The organism is Streptomyces sp. NPDC001668 (assembly GCF_042893155.1).
Lineage (GTDB): Bacteria > Actinomycetota > Actinomycetes > Streptomycetales > Streptomycetaceae > Streptomyces.
The window spans coordinates 432860-450638 of the sequence record NZ_JBIAUQ010000005.1 but is presented as its reverse complement, the minus strand read 5'-3'; the positions used below and the strand labels follow the sequence as shown (position 1 = coordinate 450638).

Below are 17779 nucleotides of genomic sequence, written 5' to 3'. Positions count from 1 at the left end.
GACGAGGCACCATGGCTCCCCAGCAGTACGACTTCGTCATCGTCGGCGGTGGATCGGCCGGCAGCGCACTGGCCAACCGGCTCTCCGCCGATCCGGACAACCAGGTGCTGGTCCTGGAGGCCGGCCGGCCCGACTATCCGTGGGACGTCTTCATCCACATGCCCGCGGCGCTGACCTACCCGATCGGCAGCCGCTTCTACGACTGGAAGTACGAGTCGGAGCCCGAGCCCCACATGGGCGGCCGGCGCGTCTACCACGCCCGCGGCAAGGTGCTGGGCGGCTCCAGCAGCATCAACGGCATGATCTTCCAGCGCGGCAACCCCATGGACTACGAGCGCTGGGCCGCCGATCCCGGCATGGAGAGCTGGGACTACGCGCACTGTCTGCCGTACTTCAAGCGCATGGAGAACTGCCTCGCGGCCGACCCCGACGACGAGTTCCGCGGCCACGACGGCCCGCTCGTCCTGGAGCGCGGGCCGGCGGACAACCCGCTCTTCGACGCCTTCCTCAAGGCCACCGAGGAGGCCGGGTACGCCCCGACCGAGGACGTCAACGGCTACCGGCAGGAAGGGTTCGCCAAGTTCGACCGCAACGTCCACCGCGGTCGCCGCCTCTCGGCCTCGAAGGCGTATCTGAAGCCCGTCCGCAGACGCCCCAACCTCACGGTGAGAACCCGCGCGCTCGTCACCCGCGTCCTGTTCGAGGGCAAGCGGGCCGTGGGGGTCGAGTACCGGCGCGGCCGCGGAGCCGTTCAGCAGGTCCGCGCCAAGGAGGTCATCCTCTGCGGCGGCGCGATCAACTCCCCGCAACTGCTCCAGCTGTCCGGCGTCGGCAACGCCGGGGAACTGCGCGCGCTCGGCATCGACGTCGTCCACGACCTCCCTGGCGTCGGCGAGAACATGCAGGACCACCTGGAGGTGTACATCCAGTACGCCTGCAAGCAGCCCGTCTCCATGCAGCCGTACCTCGCGAAATGGCGGGCCCCCTTCATCGGGCTGCAGTGGCTGTTCCGCAAGGGCCCCGCCGCGACCAACCACTTCGAGGCCGGCGGGTTCGCCCGCAGCAACGACGACGTGGACTACCCCAACCTGATGTTCCACTTCCTGCCCATCGCGGTCCGCTACGACGGCTCCGTGCCCGCCGGCGGACACGGCTACCAGGTGCACGTCGGGCCCATGTACTCCGACGCCCTCGGCTCGGTGAAGATCAGGAGCAGGGACCCGGAGGAGCACCCCGCCCTGCGCTTCAACTACCTGTCCACCGAACAGGACCGCCGCGAGTGGGTCGAGGCGGTCCGCGTGGCGCGCGAGCTGCTCAACCAGCCCGCCCTGGCCCCCTACAACGGCGGGGAGATCTCGCCCGGCCCGTCCGTCGAGACCGACGAGGAGATCCTCGCCTGGGTCGCCAAGGACGGAGAGACCGCCCTGCATCCCTCCTGCACCTGCAAGATGGGCACCGACGAGATGGCCGTCGTCGACCCCGCCAGCATGCGCGTGCACGGGGTCGAGGGGCTGCGGGTCGTCGACGCGTCCGTGATGCCCTATGTCACCAACGGCAACATCTACGCGCCGGTGATGATGATCGCCGAGAAGGCGGCCGACCTCATCCTCGGCAAGGAGCCGCTCGCCCCCTCCGAGGCCGTCTACTACCGGCACCGGGACGCCCGCACCCAGGCCGGGTAACACGGATTTTTCGTGGGGCCGCTTGTCCCGGAAACCGGCCGGGTTCCGGCTGTGCGCAAGGCGTCCGCGTGCCCAAACCGTCATCCGCCAACCCCTTGACGTGGGTTGCCGCATTCTCCAGAGTGTTCCACCACAAGCAATGCGATGCGTCATGCGCAACGAAATCGCTCGAAGGGCTCCCGACGTGGCAGACCTGTACGTGGACGGTGAATGGCGGGAGCCGGTGGCCGGAGGGCGCCGGGAGATCCGATGTCCCGCCGACGGCACGCTGTCCGCGACCGTGTCCGAAGGCACCCGCGCCGACACCGAGGCGGCCGTCGGCGCCGCCCGCCGGGCCTTCGACGAAGGCCCCTGGCCGCACACCCCCGAGCGCGAACGCGGCGCTCTGCTGCTGCGCACCGCCGACCTGATCGAGCGCGACGCCAAGGACTTCGCCCGCGCCGAGTCGCTGGACACCGGCAAGCGGCTGGTGGAGAGCGAGTACGACATCGCCGACATCGTCTCCTGCTTCCGCTACTACGGCGGGCTCGGCGGCACCGACGCCGGCCGTGTGATCGACACCGGCCGGGACGACGCCGTCAGCCGCGTGGTCCACGAGCCGGTCGGTGTATGCGGACTGATCACACCGTGGAACTACCCTCTGCTGCAAGCGAGTTGGAAGGTCGCCCCGGCACTTCTCGCCGGCAACACGATCGTCCTCAAGCCCAGCGAACTCACCCCCTCCACCTCGATCCTGCTGATGAGGGCCCTGGAGGAGGCCGGACTGCCCGCCGGTGCCGCCAACCTCGTCCTGGGCACCGGCCCCGAGGTCGGCGCGCCGCTCTCCGAAGACCCCCGCGTCGACATGGTGTCGTTCACCGGGGGCCTGGAGACCGGAAAACGGATCATGGCGACCGCAGCCGCGACCGTGAAGAAGGTCGCGCTGGAACTCGGCGGCAAGAACCCCAACGTCGTCTTCGCCGACGCCGACTTCGAGACCGCCGTGGACTTCGCGCTCACGGCCGTCTTCCTGCACTCCGGGCAGGTCTGCTCGGCCGGTGCCCGGCTGATCGTCGAGGACTCGCTGCACGACCGCTTCGTCGACGAGGTGGTCCGCCGGGCCCGGCAGATCCGCCTCGGCGGGCCCTTCGACCCCGAGGCCGAGACCGGGGCGCTGATCTCGGCGCAGCACCTGGAGAAGGTCGAGGCGTACGTCGCCGCCGGGCTCGCCGAGGGCGCCGTCCTGCGCTGCGGCGGCGCGCGGCCCACCGATCCCGCCCTCGCGAAGGGCCACTTCTACCCGCCCACCGTGCTCGACGAGTGCCGGCAGGACATGCGGGTGGTGCACGAGGAGTCGTTCGGGCCGGTGCTGACCGTGGAGCGCTTCTCCGGTGAGGACGACGCCGTACGCATCGCCAACGACACGGAGTACGGACTCGCCGGAGCCGTCTGGACGCAGGACGCCGGGAAGGCCCAGCGGGTCGCCCGCCGGCTGCGGCACGGCACGGTGTGGATCAACGACTACCACCCCTATGTGCCGCAGGCCGAATGGGGTGGTTTCGGGCACTCCGGTGTGGGCCGGGAACTGGGACCGACCGGCCTCGACGAGTACCGCGAGCCCAAGCACATCTGGCAGAACATCCAACCCCGGCCGCAGCACTGGTTCCGCGGCTGAACGCCGAGAAGAGGTCGACCATGACCCCCACCAAGACCGAGGTGCCGCCGCGGCGCGGCACCCCCGAGGACGCGGCCCCGACACCGGTCATATCCGTGCGCGGGCTGTGGAAGGTGTTCGGGCCCAAGGCGGAGCAGGTACCGGGCTCCGAGGAGCTGTGCGGGCTCAGCCGCCGCGAGCTGATGGAGCGCACCGGCTGCACCGCCGCCGTGCGCGACGTGCACTTCGAGGTCGCGCCCGGCGAGGTCTTCGTCGTCATGGGTCTGTCCGGCTCCGGCAAGTCCACCCTGGTGCGCTGTCTGACCCGGCTCATCGAACCCACCGCCGGTGAGATCGTCTTCGAGGGCGAGGACATCCGCGAGGCCGACGAGCGGCGGTTGCGCGAACTGCGGCGCAGCAAGTTCTCCATGGTCTTCCAGCACTTCGGTCTGCTGCCCCACCGCCGTGTCGTCGACAACGTCGCTTTCGGCCTGGAGATCCGCGGCATGGGCCGGGCCGAGCGCACCAGGCGGGCGCTGGAGGTCGTCGAACTCGTGGGCCTTTCGGGCTACGAGAACTCCTACCCCGACCAGCTCTCCGGCGGCATGCAGCAACGCGTGGGCCTGGCAAGGGCGTTGGCCGGCGACCCGGACGTGCTCCTCTTCGACGAACCGTTCTCGGCGCTGGACCCGCTGATCCGCCGCGACATGCAGAACGAGGTCATCCGGCTGCACCACGAGGTCGGCAAGACCATGGTGTTCATCACCCACGACCTCTCCGAGGCCCTCAAGCTCGGCGACCGCATCCTCATCATGCGGGACGGCAAGACGGTCCAGTGCGGCACCGGCGACGAACTCGTCGGCGCCCCCGCCGACGACTACGTACGCGACTTCGTCAAGGACGTGCCGCGCGGCGATGTGCTCACCCTGCGCTGGATCATGCGACCGGTCACCCCCGAAGATCCGCTCGACGGACCCGAGCTGGGCCCGGACGTCGTGGTCAAGGAGGCCACCCGGGCGGTGCTCGCGGCCGAGAAGCCGGTCAAGGTCGTCGAGAACGGCGAACTCCTCGGCATCGTCGGCGACGAGGAGATCCTCGCGGTGGTCGCCGGGCAGGAAGGCGACGCGTGATGACCGTCGCCATGGAGAAACCCGGGACATCGGGGGCCGAACAGCAGACCTCGCCGCCCCCGCCCGTCGCCCCCGTGCGCAGGATCAGCCGGTCCATGGTCGTCGGCGCGATCCTTCTCGGCTGGCTCGTCCTCTTCGCCGTACTGCGCGGGAAGCAGACCCTGTCGCTGGCCGCGGCCGACCTCACCGATCTGCACCGCTGGCTCAACGACGTCAACGACTCCATCGGCGCCGACCGCAACTCCAACCCGCTCTTCCTCTACTTCTTCAACGAGATCCGGCTGGTCATCGACAACCTGGTGACCTTCGTGCAGGACCTGATCTCCCAGCCGTCCGGCGACCGCCCGCTCCCGCAGATCGGCTGGCTCGGAGTCGTGGGCCTCGCGGGCTATGTCTCCTGGGCGGTGGCCAACTGGCGGGTGGCGCTGCTGGCCGTGGCCGGCTTCACCTTCCTCGGGCTCCAGGGCCTGTGGCAGGAGAGCATGGACACCCTGTCCCTGACTCTCTCCGCGGTTCTGGTGGCGCTGCTGTTCGCGATCCCGCTCGGAGTGTGGGCGGGCCTGTCGGAACGGGTCAACCGGATCGTCACGCCCTTCCTGGACTTCATGCAGACGATGCCGACCATGGTCTACCTCGCGCCGCTCACTCTGTTCTTCCTCATCGGCGGCGCCTCCGCGACCATCGCCACCGTCATCTACGCGGCACCCCCGGCCCTGCGCATCACCGCGCACGCGATTCGCTCGGTGCCCCCGACGACGGTCGAGGCGGCCGAGTCCATGGGCGCCACCCGCAGGCAGTCCCTGCTGAAGGTGCTGCTGCCGATGTCCCGGCGGACCGTGGTGATGGGCGTCAACCAGACCATCATGGCCGCCCTCGCCATGGTGACCATCGCCGCTCTGATCGACGCCCCCGGCCTCGGCAAGACCGTCGTCCAGGCCCTCCAGTCCCTCGACGTCGGCACGGCCTTCAACGCGGGCCTCGCGATCGTCGTCATGGCGATCGTCCTGGACCGGGTCACCACTGCGGCGAGCGAACGTGCGGAGGCGGCCCGGCGGTCCGGCAACCCCCTGCTCAAGTGGCGGCGGCACCTGCTCGTGGCCGGGGGAGCGGTGGCGGCCGTGCTCGTGTACCTGTCCCACACCTACCTGTGGGCGGCCGAGTTCCCCGGCGACGGCGGCACCGGCAGCACCATCGCCGAAGCGGCCGACAACGTGACCACCTGGGCGCAGGACCACCTGTCCGGGCTGACCAACGGCTTCCGGGACGTCATCACCAACGGCCTGCTCAACCCGTTCCAGACGCTGCTCACCGACTCCCCGTGGTGGCTCGTCGGCGCCGCCCTGATCGGGATCGCGGTGGTTCTCGGCGGGTGGCGTGCCGGGATCACCACCGCCGTGTGCGTGGGCCTGCTCGTCGCCACCGGCGTGTGGTCGGACGGCATGACGACCCTCGCCTCGACCGTCGTGGCGACCGTGCTCGTCATGCTGCTCGGCATGGTCTTCGGGGTGTGGATGGGCCGCAGCGCGCTGGTGGACCGGCTGGTGCGGCCCACCCTCGACGCGGCCCAGGTCATGCCGCCGTTCGTCTATCTCGTGCCGTTCCTCGCCCTGTTCGGCGCGACCCGGTTCACGGCCATCGTCGCCGCGATCGTCTACGCGGCACCGGTCGCCGTCAAGATCATCGCGGACGGGGTGCGGACCGTGCCCGCGACCACCGTCGAGGCGGCCACCTCCACCGGGTGCAACACCTGGCAGATCATCACCAAGGTCCAGCTGCCCATGGCCCGCAGCGCCCTGACGCTCGCGACCAACCAGGGCCTCATCTACGTGCTGTCGATGGTCGTCGTCGGCGGCCTCGTCGGCGCGGGCGCACTCGGCTACGACGTGGTGGCCGGCTTCTCGCAGGGACAGCTGTACGGCAAGGGCCTGGCGGCCGGGCTCGCCATCGTGCTGCTCGGCGTCATGTTCGACCGGATCACTCAGGCGGCGGCTCGCCGCACCAGCGCATAAGGAGCACCACACCATGGCAAGACACTGGCGGGCCGGCGCGGCCGGCATGGCCGTCCTCGGCCTCACCCTCACCGCCTGCGGTGGCGCGAAGGTCGGTGACTCCTCGGAGGCCGGCGGTTCGGGCAGCTCCGGCACGTGCGGCACCTTCAACCTCGCGGTCAACCCGTGGGTGGGCTACGAGGCGGACGCGGCGGTCGTCGCGTACGTCGCCGAGCACGACCTGAAGTGCAAGGTCACCAAGAAGGACCTCAAGGAGGAGATCGCCTGGCAGGGCTTCGGCACCGGCGAGGTGGACGCCGTCCTGGAGAACTGGGGCCACGACGACCTGAAGAAGAAGTACATCACCCAGCAGAAGACCGCCGTGGAGGCCGGCTCCACCGGCAACAAGGGCATCATCGGCTGGTACGTGCCGCCGTGGCTGGCCAAGGCCCACCCGGACATCAAGGACTGGAAGAACCTCAACAAGTACGCCGCGAAGTTCAAGACCTCGGAGTCCGGCGGCAAGGGCCAGCTCCTGGACGGCGACCCGTCGTACGTCACCAACGACGAGGCGCTGGTGAAGAACCTCAAGCTGGACTTCAAGGTGGTGTACGCGGGCAGCGAGACCGCGCTGATCCAGGCGTACCGCAACGCCGAGAAGAACAAGCAGTGGGTGATCGGCTACTTCTACGAGCCGCAGTGGTTCCTCTCCGAGGTGCCGCTGGTCAAGGTCGACCTGCCCGCCTACAAGACGGGCTGCGACGCCGATGCGGCCAAGGTCGCCTGCGACTACCCCGTCTACGACCTCGACAAGATAGTCAGCGCGAAGTTCGCCAAGTCGGGCAGCCCGGCCTACGACCTGGTCAAGAAGTTCAACTGGACCAACGACGACCAGAACACCGTGGCCAAGTACATCGCCGTGGACAAGATGACGCCGGACGCGGCGGCCAAGAAGTGGGTCGACGCCAACCGCGCCAAGGTGGACGCCTGGATCAAGTAAGCCTTTCACCCATGCCCGGTGGGCGGCGCGCGCGGGTGCGCGCCGCCCACCGGGCGTTGCCGTTTCCAGGCCCGTCTCCCCGGCCGTTCCGCCACGTCACCCGGCCTCTTGACACCCACTCGCCCGACGGGCACATTGAGTTGCGCAGCCTGAATCGTGTTGCGTACAAAGCAACTTAACCGGAGGTGCGGCGATGGCGGGACCCCGAGTGGTCATCATCGGAGCGGGCGTCGTCGGCGCGGCACTCGCCGACGAGATCTCCGCACGCGGCTGGACCGAGGTGACCGTGGTCGACCAGGGCCCGCTCCCGGCCACCGGAGGGTCGTCCTCGCACGCCCCGGGCCTGGTCTTCCAGGCCAACTCCTCCAAGACCATGACCGAGCTGGCCCGTTACACCGTCGAGAAGTTCTGCTCCCTCGACGTCGACGGACAGCCCTGCTTCCTCCAGGTCGGCGGCCTGGAGGTGGCGACCACCCCGGAGCGCGTCACCGAACTCCACCGCCGCCAGGGCTGGCTCACCTCGTGGGGCGTCGAGTCGCGCATCCTGACCGCCGACGAGTGCGTCGAGGCGCACCCCCTGGTCAACCGCGACCGGGTCCTCGCCGGCCTGCACATCCCCACCGACGGCCTCGCCAAGGCCGTCCTCGCCGTCGAGGCGCAGATGCGCCGCGCCACCGAGCGCGGTGTGACCTTCCTGGCCCGCCACGAGGTCCTCGACGTCCTCCAGACCGACGGCGAGGTGACGGGCGTCCGCACCGACCAGGGCGACCTCCGGGCCGACATCGTCGTGTGCTGCGCCGGCATCTGGGGTCCGAAGATCGCCCGCATGGCCGGCATGAACCTCCCGCTCACCCCGCTCGGCCACCAGCTCGCCTGGACCGGACCGGTCCCCGCGCTCGCGGGCCAGACCGAGGAGGCGGTGCGCCCGATCCTGCGCCACCAGGACGCCGACCTCTACTACCGCGACCGCTACGACACCCTCGGCATCGGCTACTACGGCCACCGCCCCATGCCCATCACCGCCGACGAGATCCTCTCCGTCGACGAGGCCGACACCATGCCCTCGGTCCTCAAGTTCACCGAGGACGACTTCGCGGACGCCTGGACCGAGACCCAGTCACTGCTCCCGGCCACGAAGGACGCCAAGGTCGAGGAGGGCATCAACGGCCTGTTCTCCTTCACCACCGACGGCCTGCCCCTGCTCGGCGAGTCCCCGGACGTCAAGGGCTTCTGGGTCGCCGAGGCCGTCTGGGTCACCCACTCCGCCGGTGTCGGCCGGGCCGTCGCCGAGTGGCTGGTCGACGGCCACTGCTCCTCCTTCGACCTGCACGAGTGCGACGTCAACCGCTTCGAGCCGCACCAGTTGGCCCCGGAGTACGTCCTGGCCCGCGACTGCCAGAACTTCGTCGAGGTCTACGACATCCTGCACCCGCTCCAGCCCTCCGGCGACCCGCGCCCGATCCGCACCACCCCCTTCTACGCCCGCCAACAGGAACTCGGCGCCTTCTTCCTGGAGGCCAACGGCTGGGAGCGGCCGCACTGGTACGAGGCCAACGCGGGCCTGGTGGAAGGCCGTTCGATCGCCACCCCGAACGACTGGGCCGCCCGGTACTGGTCGCCGATCGTCGGCGCCGAGGCCCAGGCCACCCGCGAGACCGTCGCGATGTACGACATGACGGCCCTCAAGCGCCTTGAGGTGAGCGGGCGGGGAGCGGCCGACTTCCTGGAGCGGCTGTGCACCGGCAAGGTCGCCAAGTCCGTCGGCTCGGTGACGTACACCCTGCTGCTCGACCACGACGGCGGCATCCGCAGCGACATCACGGTCGCGCGGCTGGCCCCGGACCTCTTCCAGGTGGGCGCCAACGGCAACCTCGACCTCGACTGGTTCACCCGCCACCTCCCCGCCGACGGCACGGTCCAGGTCCGTGACATCACCCCCGGCACCTGCTGCATCGGCCTGTGGGGACCGCTCGCCCGGGACGTCCTCCAGCCGCTCACCGACGAGGACTTCTCGGCGGCGGGCCTGAAGTACTTCCGCGCCAAGCGCGCCCACATCGGATCCGTCCCGGTGACGGCCATGCGGCTGTCGTACGTCGGCGAACTCGGCTGGGAGCTGTACACCACCGCCGACCTGGGCCAGAAACTGTGGGACACGCTGTGGCGGGCTGCTCGCCCGCTGGGCGGCATCGCGGCCGGCCGGGGCGCCTTCAACAGCCTCCGCCTGGAGAAGGGCTACCGCTCCTTCGGCACCGACATGACCTACGAGCACGACCCCTACGAGGCCGGCGTCGGCTTCGCCGTCAGGGCCGACAAGGAGGACTTCGTCGGCAAGGCGGCCCTGGAGCGACGCGCGGCCGACGTACGGCGGAAACTGACCTGCCTGACCATCGAGGACCCGCGGTCCGTCGTCATGGGCAAGGAGCCGGTGTACGACGGGCAGCGCGCGGTCGGCTATGTCACCAGCGCCGCCTTCGGCTACACGATCGGCAAGGGCATCGCGTACGCCTGGCTGCCGACGGAGCTCTCGGTCCCCGGCCGGGCCCTGGACATCGGTTACTTCGACCAGCGGATCGAGGCGGTCGTGGCCGAGGAGCCCCTGTTCGACCCGACGATGTCCCGGCTCCGGGGCTGACGCTCCGACCGCACGGGTTCGTCGGACACGGCCATGCCGCCCAACGGCCGGTGACTCAGAAACCTCGGAAGACGCCGTCCTCTTCGACGGCGTCGGCGAACTCCTCGAAGTCCATATTGGCGCCCGAGAGGTTGTTCTCCATGCTCCACAGCGGCCGTTCCATCGAGGCGAGGGCTGCGGAGTCCGAGGTCGGCGTCCGCCATGTCGGGGATGACGCGGGCCCGGCCCTCGACGGTCCCGGTGGAGACAGGCAGGCCCACCAGGGCGCCCTCCGGCACGTCATCGCGCCGGTAGGCCCCGCTCAGAGCTTCGCCGTCCGAGGTGAGGACCAGTCGGTGCGCACGACGAGGGCTTCCACAGCGCAGGGAAGCTGATGCACGCGGGCCTCAGCCCAAGTAGCCGAGCCGTCGGCTGAGTTCGTCGGCGGCCTCGATCAGCACCGGTGCCAGCTCGTGCATCCGTTCCTCGGTGAGGCGGAAGGCGGGGCCCGAGGCGGTGAGGGCGGCGACGACCTTGCCGTCGCCGGAACGCACCGGCGCGGCCATGGCGTTGAGGCCCTCCTCGTACTCCTCCACCGTCATGGCGTAACCCTGCTCCCGGACCCGGACCAGCTCCGCCTCCAGCTTCTGCCGGGAGGTCAGGGTGCGGGCCGTCAGCTGTTCGAGCCCGGCCGTGGCGACGAGCTCGTCCCGGCGCTTCTCGCTGAGATGGGCGAGCAGGACCTTGCCGCTGGACGTGCAGTGCATCGGCGTCAGCCGGCCGACCCAGTTCTGCGCGGTGATGGCGGACCGCCCGCGCACCTGGTCGAGGTTGATCACATGGTGGGACTCCAGGACCGCGATGTTCATCGTCTCGCCCAGTTTGTCGGCGAGGCGCTCGCAGATCCCGCGGCCGTGCTTGGTGACGTCGATGCGCCCGGTGACCGCGCCCGCCAGCCGCACGATGCCGAAGCCGAGGCGGTACTTCCCGCGCTCGCCCTCCTGCTCGACCATCCCGTGCGCCTCCAGCGCGCCGAGCAGACGGAACGCGGTGGACTTGTGGACGTCGATCGCCTCGGCCACTTCACTGACGCCTGCCTCGCCGCGCTGGGCGAGGATCTCCAGTACGGTGACGGCCCGGTCGACGGACTGCACCCCGCCGCCGGACGCGCCCCCGGACTCGGTGCCGTAGCTGCTCATGGCGGAACCATATGCGAACAGGTCGTCGCTGGTCAGCGGAAGACCACCGTGCGATGACCGTTGATCATGACGCGGCTCTGGCTGTGCCACTCCACGGCCCTCGCGAGCACCTGCGCCTCGACGTCCCGCCCCAGGGTGACCAGGCTCTCCGCGCTCTGGGCGTGGTTCACGCGGATGACGTCCTGCTCGATGATGGGCCCCTCGTCGAGGTCCGGGGTGACGTAGTGGGCCGTGGCCCCGACGAGCTTCACGCCCCGCTCGTGCGCCTGGACGTAGGGCCGCGCGCCCTTGAAGCTCGGCAGGAACGAGTGGTGGATGTTGATCGCCCGGCCTTCGAGCTGCTTGCACAGGTCGTTCGAGAGGATCTGCATGTAGCGGGCGAGGACCACGAGGTCGACGTCCAGCCGGTCGACCAGGTCGAGCAGCCGCGCCTCCGCGTCCGCCTTCGTCTGCGGGGTCACCGGGATGTGGTGGAAGGGGATGCCGTAGCTCGCGGCGAGCGGGGCGAAGTCCGGGTGGTTGGAGACGATCGCCGGCACCTCGATGCCGAGCGCGCCCGTGCGCTGCCGGAACAGCAGGTCGTTCAGGCAGTGGCCGAACTTCGACACCATGATCAGGGTGCGGGTCGGGGTGGACGCGTTCCGCAGCTGCCAGGTGATCCGGTACGCCTCGGCGACCGGCGCGAAACCGGACCGCAGATCTTCCAGTGTGGTGCTCGGGTCCGAGACGTCGAAGTGGACGCGCATGAAGAAGCGGTCCTGGAGCCGGTCGTCGAACTGCTGGCTCTCCTGGATGTTCCCGGAGTGCCGGACCAGGAAGCCGGTGACGGCGTGCACCAGGCCGGAGCGGTCCGGGCAGGACAGGGTGAGGACGAACTCGCGGTCGGCGTGCGGTCGAAGAGACACGAAGTCCACCCGGTGGCTGCGTATTACGCAACAGCATGACTGATACGCAACATGCTCCCGGCAGTGGAGGCTCTCGGTCAAGGGCTCGCCGCAGAAGCGGCCCCGATCGTCGTCAGCCAGGGAGGGCGTCATGACCGCACCGTCAGGTCCGGGTACGCCGGAGGGACCGGCGCAGGCTTCCGAGGGGGACAGCCGGCGCCACGCGCTGGGCCTTTCGGTACGGCGGGGGCGGGAACGGCCCAGGCCGCCCCGGCACTTCGTCTCACCGCGGACGCGTCCGGCTCGCCCCCGGTCCAGGGGCTGCACCTGACCTTCGGCGCGGACCCGCGCACCCGGATGACGGTCTCGTGGATCACCGCCCGCCCGGTCACGAGACCGGTGGTGCGCTACGGCACCCTGGAGCACGGCTTCGGCTCCAGCGCCGCGGCACCTTCCGCACCGCGCCACGCGGACGGCGGCCGTTCACCTTCACCAGCTTCGGCGACCAGTCCGCAGGCCGCCAACGGCGCCCCGGACACCCGCGTTCGGCGCGCTTGCGCCCCTGGATGGCCGGCGGTCCTCCCGCGACATCGACTGAGTGGTAGGGCCCCCTGTTCGACAGGTACGGCGTGGACCTGGTCCTGTGCGGCCACGAGCACAACTACGAGCGCTCCCTGCCCGTCCGCGGAGTCGTCACCGGCAGCGAGACGCTCACCCCGAACCCGGTCCCCAGGGCCAGGGTCTTCGAGACGTGCACCCTGCACCGCCGCCGCTCCGACGGCCACCCTGGCTAGGATCTGAGCCGTGAGGATCGGGAGACGTCGATGACGCCGGCGGGAGCACAGGGCGGGAGCAGCGGCGCGCCGCGTGCCGTGGACGTGGCGCGGCTGGCCGGCGTCTCGCAGAAGACGGTCTCCCGGGTCTTCAACGGCGAGCGGTACGTGTCCGCGGACGTGCGAGGGCGGGTCCTGCAGGCGGCGGAGGAGCTCGGGTACCGGCTGAACAGCGCGGCCCGCGCCCTGGCCTCGGGACGCACCCGTTCGATCGGCGTGGTCACCCTCGGCACCGCCCTGTACGGCCCCGCCTCCCTGCTCATCGGCGTCGAGCGGGCCGCCCGCGACGCGGGATACGCGCTGCGGGTCGTCAACACGCTGGAGGGCGACCCGGCGGGCGTCGCCGGAGCCGTGGACTCGCTCCTCGACCAGGGAGTGGACGGCATCGTCGTGTCCGAACCGATCGACGAGGGCTCGGTGTCGATCCGTGCCGATGTGCCGGTCCTGGTCCTCGGAGCGCCCGCGAGCTTCGGTGGCCCACGAGCCGTGGCCGCCGGCGTCGGCGCCGAGTCGCTGGCCCGGACGGCCACCGAACACCTGCTGGACCTCGGTCATGTGACGGTCCATCACCTGGCCGGTCCGCAGCGGTGGTTCGCCGCCCGGGACCGCCTCCACGGCTGGCGGGCGGCGCTCGCGGCACGCGACCGGGAGCAGCCGGCCGTCATCGAGGGCGACTGGTCGGCCTCGTCCGGCTACACGGCGGGCCGTGAACTCGCCGCCGCCGGTGACGTCACCGCGGTGTTCGCCGCCAACGACGACATGGCCATCGGTGTCATCCGCGCTCTCCTGGAGGCCGGCCTGCGGGTGCCGGAGGACGTGAGCGTCGTCGGGTTCGACGACATCCCCGTCTCCGCCTACGTCACCCCACCGCTGACCACCGTGCGCCAGCCCTTCGACGCCGTCGCCCACGAAGGCCTCCGGCTCCTGGTGCAGGCCATCGAGAAGCCGGACGCCGAGCCGGCGCGGGCGAGCGACCCACCGGTCGAGCTCGTCGTACGCGCCTCGACGGCGCCCCCGCCGGCCCCCGCCGACTGACCGACGGGGGCCGCCAGGTGCCTCTCAACTCAGCTCAGCTCACCGCACCTCCCGCGCGTACGGCGCCACGGCGATCCGGTCGATCAGCGGCGCGTACCGCGAGCGGAGCAGCACCCCGGGGAAGGTGTCCGAGGCGTAGGTCGTGCCGTCGAAGTTCGGCAGCTCCTCGGAGCGGAACGAGATCGTGTTCTGTCCCTTCTTCAGGGTGACGGGGACGGTCAGCTCCCAGAAGTTGTTCTGGTGGAAGCTGTGCGGGAAGCCCACGCGCCGCGTCTCGCCGCCGTTGACGGTGATGTCGGCGTGGCGGGCCAGCGGGTCAGGGTTGTAGTGGGTGGCCTCCGACTGCTCCGGGTTGGAGTAGCGCACGCGCAGCGCGTACAGCCCGGCGCGGTCGGCGGTGACGGTGAACGTGGCCGTGTTCTTGTTGCCCGGGTCGCCCCCGATGCCGGTGATCGCCGTGCCGTCGGTGGCCAGGGACAGCGGGGTGAGCGTGGCCGAGCCCGCGAGCACCGCGTCCTGGGCCTCGTACGTACGGGTCTTCAGCGCACCCTCGCTCGGGATGACCGTGAGGCGGTCGACGAGGGTGGGCGACGAACCGCCCGTCAGCGTCACCTTGTTGACGCCACCGGAGAGGGAGACCGCGACACTGCTCCGGTCCTTGGCCAGGCGCAGGACGTCGTGGCCGTTGACGGAGAGCCGCGCGCCGGTCCCGCCGAGGGTGTCGACCCGGAGAGTGGCCTCGCGGTCGGCGGGGGAGTAGACCCAGAACGTGGCGCTCTGGCCCTTGGCGAGCCGGGCCGCCCCGGAGCCCGGGGTGTCGTACACGGGCTGTGCTCCACCGCTCAGCCAGGCCAGCTCCCCTTCGTACACCCGCGTGTCGGCCGAGGGGGCCGGCAGGGTCAGGGTGAGGCGGTCGACGATGGCGTCACCCTTTGTCACCCGCTTGCCGTCCAGGCTCTTCGCGGCGAGCGTCAGCGTGTGCTTGCCCTTGGTGAGCTTCACCTTGGTGTCGGTGTGGTCCCACACCACCCACTTGTAGCCGAGCGGCAGATACAGCTGCTGCTCGCTGCCCGCCTGGCCGTCCACCCGCAGGAAGACGTTGGTGGGGCCCTGCTCCTTCACCTTGTCGAAGGTGTTGAGGGAGTTGGCGAAGACGCTCAGGTCGTAGGTGCCGTCCTCGGGCACGTCCACGGTGAAGTCGAGCGTGACGTCCGAGCCGGTGCGCAGCCCGCCCACGTCGTAGCCGCCGGAGGTGTAGAACTTCGACACGTCGGAGGTGGAGCCCTCCGGGCCGTTCTTCGAGTAGCCGGACCCGGTGTGGGCCGCGTCCTCCGCCTCGTAGGAACCCTGCCAACGCACCGGCGGTGACTGGGACTTCGTCGCCTTCCCGGCCGGGCTGAGGACGATCTCGTACGCCGAGGACTCCTTCAGTTTCGGCAGCGCGCCGTCACCGAAGTCGACGGTGACCGTGCCGTCGTCCGCGACCTTCAGGTTCGTCTCGGTGAGCAGCTTCGGTCCGGAGTTGTCGCCGACCTGCCCGCTCCACTCGATCTCCCGGACCCAGGCGTGCACGTTCCTGCCGAAGAGCTTCTTGGGGACGCCCGCGAAGGTGATGTGCCCCTTGCCGGTGGAGCCGCCGAAGAGCAGCCGGGCCTGCTTCTTCTTCTCGTCGAGGGTGGCCACGCCCTGCATGGTGTAGTTCTGGCCGGGGAACGGCGGGTTCACCGTCACGGTGTGCCCGCTCATCGAGGCGTACGAGTTCAGCAGCCACCACTGGCCGTTGCCGCGGTTGGACTGCACCGCGGAGTCGGAGAGGTTGCCGTCGATGTTCCAGTAGGCGATGTCGGCGTCCACCTTGGACTCCTCGATCGCGGAGACCCACTGGATCATCTGACCGGGGACGGAGGTGTGGTAGTTGAAGGCGTACTCGTTGATGTTGATGGGGAGTCGGGTGCCCTCGCGAGAGGTCCCCTTGAACAACTCCTTCTCCCACACCCGGTACTTGGCGACGCTCGCGCGCACCGCCTCGGGGTGGCTCAGCTCGTGCCAGGTGATGACGTCCGGGAGGGTGCCGGCGGCCAGGGCGTGGGTGAGGAACCCCTTCACCTGGTCGTACAGGACACTCGTGTTGGGGCCGGCGATCCGGGCATCGGGCATCTTGCCCTTGATGAGCTTGTACGCGGAGTCCCAGGCGGCGAAGTAGTCGTCGGGGTCATTGAGCCAGCTGACCTTGTTGTAGCTCCACTGACCGGTGCCGAACATGTTGCCCTCGGGCTCGTTGAACGGCACGAAGACGATGTTGTCCTGGTACTGCTTCGGCAGCTTCAGGACCTGGTCGACCTGCTTGCCGATCTTCTCCTCGTAGAGCTTGAGCTTCTCCGCGGGGGTGTCACCGGGCCACTCGTAGGGGAAGCCGCGGTGGATGTCGGTCATGTAGATGTACACGTCGCCGTCGGTGGAGTCGGCGAGCGGCTTCACCACGTCCAGCGCGTCGGCGCCGGGGTGCTGCGGACCGTCCTGGGCCTTGGTGGAGACCGTGCGCAGACCCATGCCCTCGATGAGGTTGTTGGTGGGGACGTCCGGTCCGTACACGCCGTAGAGGGTGCCGGAGGCGCCGCCGTGGAAGGCGCCGGTGTCCGAGCCGAGGTCGACGGTGAGCTGCCCCTCGCGGACCACGGTGACGGTCGCCTGCACGGCGCGTCCGGCCGTCGTACCCGCCACTGTGAAGGTGCCGGGCTTGGCGTACTTCTCGGGCGGTACGGCGTCCCACACGATGGGCGCGTCGCGGTCGTAGCCGTCGGAGAAGGTGGCACGGACCGCGGCCGGGAGGGCCGGGGCGGTCCCGTCGGTCGTGCGGACGTCGAAGGAGGTCTGCGCGAGGTCCTGGAGGGTCGGCACGGCGCCGACCAGCGCGGCCACCTGCTCGGCGCTGAGTGCCGAGTGCCAGACCGTGAAGTCGTCGACGGCGCCCTTGAGCAGCGGGTCCGGGTAGAGCGACTTGCCTATGTAGCCGGCGGCCGTCGCCGAACCGCTCAGCAGGTCCTTGGCCTTGATGGCGGTCGCGGCGGAGGAGACCGCCACCCCGTCGAGGTAGGTGGTGAGCCTGCCTGCCGTGGTGTCGAGGGTGACGGTGACCGTCCGCCAGGCGTCCGCGGGCAGCGCCGCGTAGCCGCGGACCTGGTTCTCGGCACCGCCTCCGCCGGTGGTCACGGAGGTCTGGAACAGTCCGTTGCCGTTGTACGGCGTGCTGAAGAGGTACCTGCTGGTGTCGGTGCCCAGATCGAAGATCCGTTGCCAGGACGACTTGTCGCCGCTCCACTTCACCCGGGCGGAGACGGTCAGGTCGCTCGCGTCGCCGACCACTTCGCGGGGCAGTTGGACGTAGGCGCCGTCGGAGGTGGGGGCCCCGCCGGGCAGGGCCAGCGCCTTGCCGCCGTCCGCGCCCGCCACGGACTGGGCCGTCGAGCCGTTCACCAGGCTCGCCGTCAGGCCGTTGCCGGAGCTGTCGGTGATCTTTCCGGAGGACAGGTCGTCCTGGTCGAAGGTGTAGCGGGCGGCAGGACCGGGCGTGTCGGCCGCGTGGGCGGGGACGGCGGGTGCGGCCAGCAGGCCCGCGCCGAGGGCCAGCGCCACGGCGGCCGGCGCCCGGCGCTGCGTGGATCTGTCAGCGGATGACATGGATGCGTCCTCAATCGTCGGATAGCGGGTTCCGTGGACCGCGTCAGGCGCCGTCGAACCGGTTCGGCACAGACGTGTGTGGGGGGAGGGGCGGATGCGGGTGCCT

General features: G+C 70.2%; 12 protein-coding genes. 8 read left to right on the top strand and 4 right to left on the bottom strand.

The window, feature by feature from the left end:
* Window positions 1-11: 11 nt before the first annotated feature.
* The 6 genes from betA to ACFYZ8_RS18525 all read left to right on the top strand — a co-directional run bounded on the left by betA (window position 12) and on the right by ACFYZ8_RS18525 (window position 10065).
* A complete protein-coding gene (gene betA, locus ACFYZ8_RS18550) occupies window positions 12-1682 on the top strand; it encodes a choline dehydrogenase (protein WP_388529896.1) in 1671 nt (556 codons plus the stop codon).
* 184 nt (window positions 1683-1866) lie between these two features.
* Window positions 1867-3336 (top strand): aldehyde dehydrogenase family protein, encoded by a 1470-nt coding sequence (locus ACFYZ8_RS18545; RefSeq protein ID WP_359032057.1) that lies wholly within the window; start codon window positions 1867-1869, stop codon window positions 3334-3336.
* Window positions 3337-3356: 20 nt separating this feature from the next.
* The gene (locus ACFYZ8_RS18540; RefSeq protein WP_388529899.1) at window positions 3357-4445 is read left to right on the top strand and encodes a glycine betaine/L-proline ABC transporter ATP-binding protein; all 1089 of its coding nucleotides are present in this window, start codon (window positions 3357-3359) and stop codon (window positions 4443-4445) included.
* On the top strand, window positions 4445-6454 hold the full coding sequence (locus tag ACFYZ8_RS18535) for an ABC transporter permease subunit (protein WP_359032217.1): 2010 nt from the start codon (window positions 4445-4447) through the stop codon (window positions 6452-6454). Before ACFYZ8_RS18540 ends, ACFYZ8_RS18535 begins: the two co-directional genes overlap by 1 nt.
* A gap of 13 nt (window positions 6455-6467) precedes the next feature.
* Window positions 6468-7433, top strand: coding sequence for an ABC transporter substrate-binding protein (locus tag ACFYZ8_RS18530; RefSeq protein WP_359032055.1), 966 nt, complete (start codon window positions 6468-6470; stop codon window positions 7431-7433).
* A 193-nt stretch (window positions 7434-7626) separates the two neighbouring features.
* Window positions 7627-10065 carry an FAD-dependent oxidoreductase gene (locus ACFYZ8_RS18525; protein WP_388529903.1) on the top strand — a complete coding sequence of 813 codons (2439 nt, stop codon included), beginning with the start codon at window positions 7627-7629 and terminating at the stop codon, window positions 10063-10065.
* 55 nt (window positions 10066-10120) lie between these two features.
* Here the strand turns inward: ACFYZ8_RS18525 and ACFYZ8_RS18520 are convergent, their stop codons facing one another.
* The 3 genes from ACFYZ8_RS18520 to purU form a co-directional block, all read right to left on the bottom strand.
* Window positions 10121-10228 carry a DUF6924 domain-containing protein gene (locus tag ACFYZ8_RS18520; protein ID WP_388529906.1) on the bottom strand — a complete coding sequence of 36 codons (108 nt, stop codon included), beginning with the start codon at window positions 10226-10228 and terminating at the stop codon, window positions 10121-10123.
* A 223-nt stretch (window positions 10229-10451) separates the two neighbouring features.
* Window positions 10452-11243, bottom strand: coding sequence for an IclR family transcriptional regulator (locus tag ACFYZ8_RS18515; protein ID WP_388529909.1), 792 nt, complete (start codon window positions 11241-11243; stop codon window positions 10452-10454).
* Window positions 11244-11275: 32 nt separating this feature from the next.
* On the bottom strand, window positions 11276-12148 hold the full coding sequence (gene purU / locus ACFYZ8_RS18510; RefSeq protein WP_359032052.1) for a formyltetrahydrofolate deformylase: 873 nt from the start codon (window positions 12146-12148) through the stop codon (window positions 11276-11278).
* 608 nt (window positions 12149-12756) lie between these two features.
* Here purU and ACFYZ8_RS18505 point away from each other — a divergent pair.
* Window positions 12757-12921: a hypothetical protein gene (locus ACFYZ8_RS18505; RefSeq protein WP_359032050.1), complete on the top strand. Its 165-nt coding sequence runs from the start codon at window positions 12757-12759 to the stop codon at window positions 12919-12921.
* A gap of 30 nt (window positions 12922-12951) precedes the next feature.
* A complete protein-coding gene (locus ACFYZ8_RS18500) occupies window positions 12952-13995 on the top strand; it encodes a LacI family DNA-binding transcriptional regulator (RefSeq protein ID WP_359032049.1) in 1044 nt (347 codons plus the stop codon).
* Window positions 13996-14034: 39 nt separating this feature from the next.
* Here ACFYZ8_RS18500 and ACFYZ8_RS18495 read toward each other — a convergent pair whose 3' ends face one another.
* Window positions 14035-17673, bottom strand: coding sequence for a LamG-like jellyroll fold domain-containing protein (locus tag ACFYZ8_RS18495; RefSeq protein ID WP_388529914.1), 3639 nt, complete (start codon window positions 17671-17673; stop codon window positions 14035-14037).
* Window positions 17674-17779 lie beyond the last annotated feature (106 nt).

Excerpts from the sequence above, each read along its gene's own strand:
- ACFYZ8_RS18525 (WP_388529903.1), top strand. The coding sequence starts at position 7,627 with ATGGCGGGACCCCGAGTGGTCATCATCGGAGCGGGCGTCGTCGGCGCG.
- ACFYZ8_RS18520 (WP_388529906.1), bottom strand. The coding sequence starts at position 10,228 with ATGGAACGGCCGCTGTGGAGCATGGAGAACAACCTCTCGGGCGCCAAT.
- ACFYZ8_RS18515 (WP_388529909.1), bottom strand. The coding sequence starts at position 11,243 with ATGAGCAGCTACGGCACCGAGTCCGGGGGCGCGTCCGGCGGCGGGGTG.
- betA (WP_388529896.1), top strand. The coding sequence starts at position 12 with ATGGCTCCCCAGCAGTACGACTTCGTCATCGTCGGCGGTGGATCGGCC.
- ACFYZ8_RS18495 (WP_388529914.1), bottom strand. The coding sequence starts at position 17,673 with ATGTCATCCGCTGACAGATCCACGCAGCGCCGGGCGCCGGCCGCCGTG.
- ACFYZ8_RS18535 (WP_359032217.1), top strand. The coding sequence starts at position 4,445 with ATGACCGTCGCCATGGAGAAACCCGGGACATCGGGGGCCGAACAGCAG.
- ACFYZ8_RS18500 (WP_359032049.1), top strand. The coding sequence starts at position 12,952 with ATGACGCCGGCGGGAGCACAGGGCGGGAGCAGCGGCGCGCCGCGTGCC.
- ACFYZ8_RS18540 (WP_388529899.1), top strand. The coding sequence starts at position 3,357 with ATGACCCCCACCAAGACCGAGGTGCCGCCGCGGCGCGGCACCCCCGAG.
- ACFYZ8_RS18530 (WP_359032055.1), top strand. The coding sequence starts at position 6,468 with ATGGCAAGACACTGGCGGGCCGGCGCGGCCGGCATGGCCGTCCTCGGC.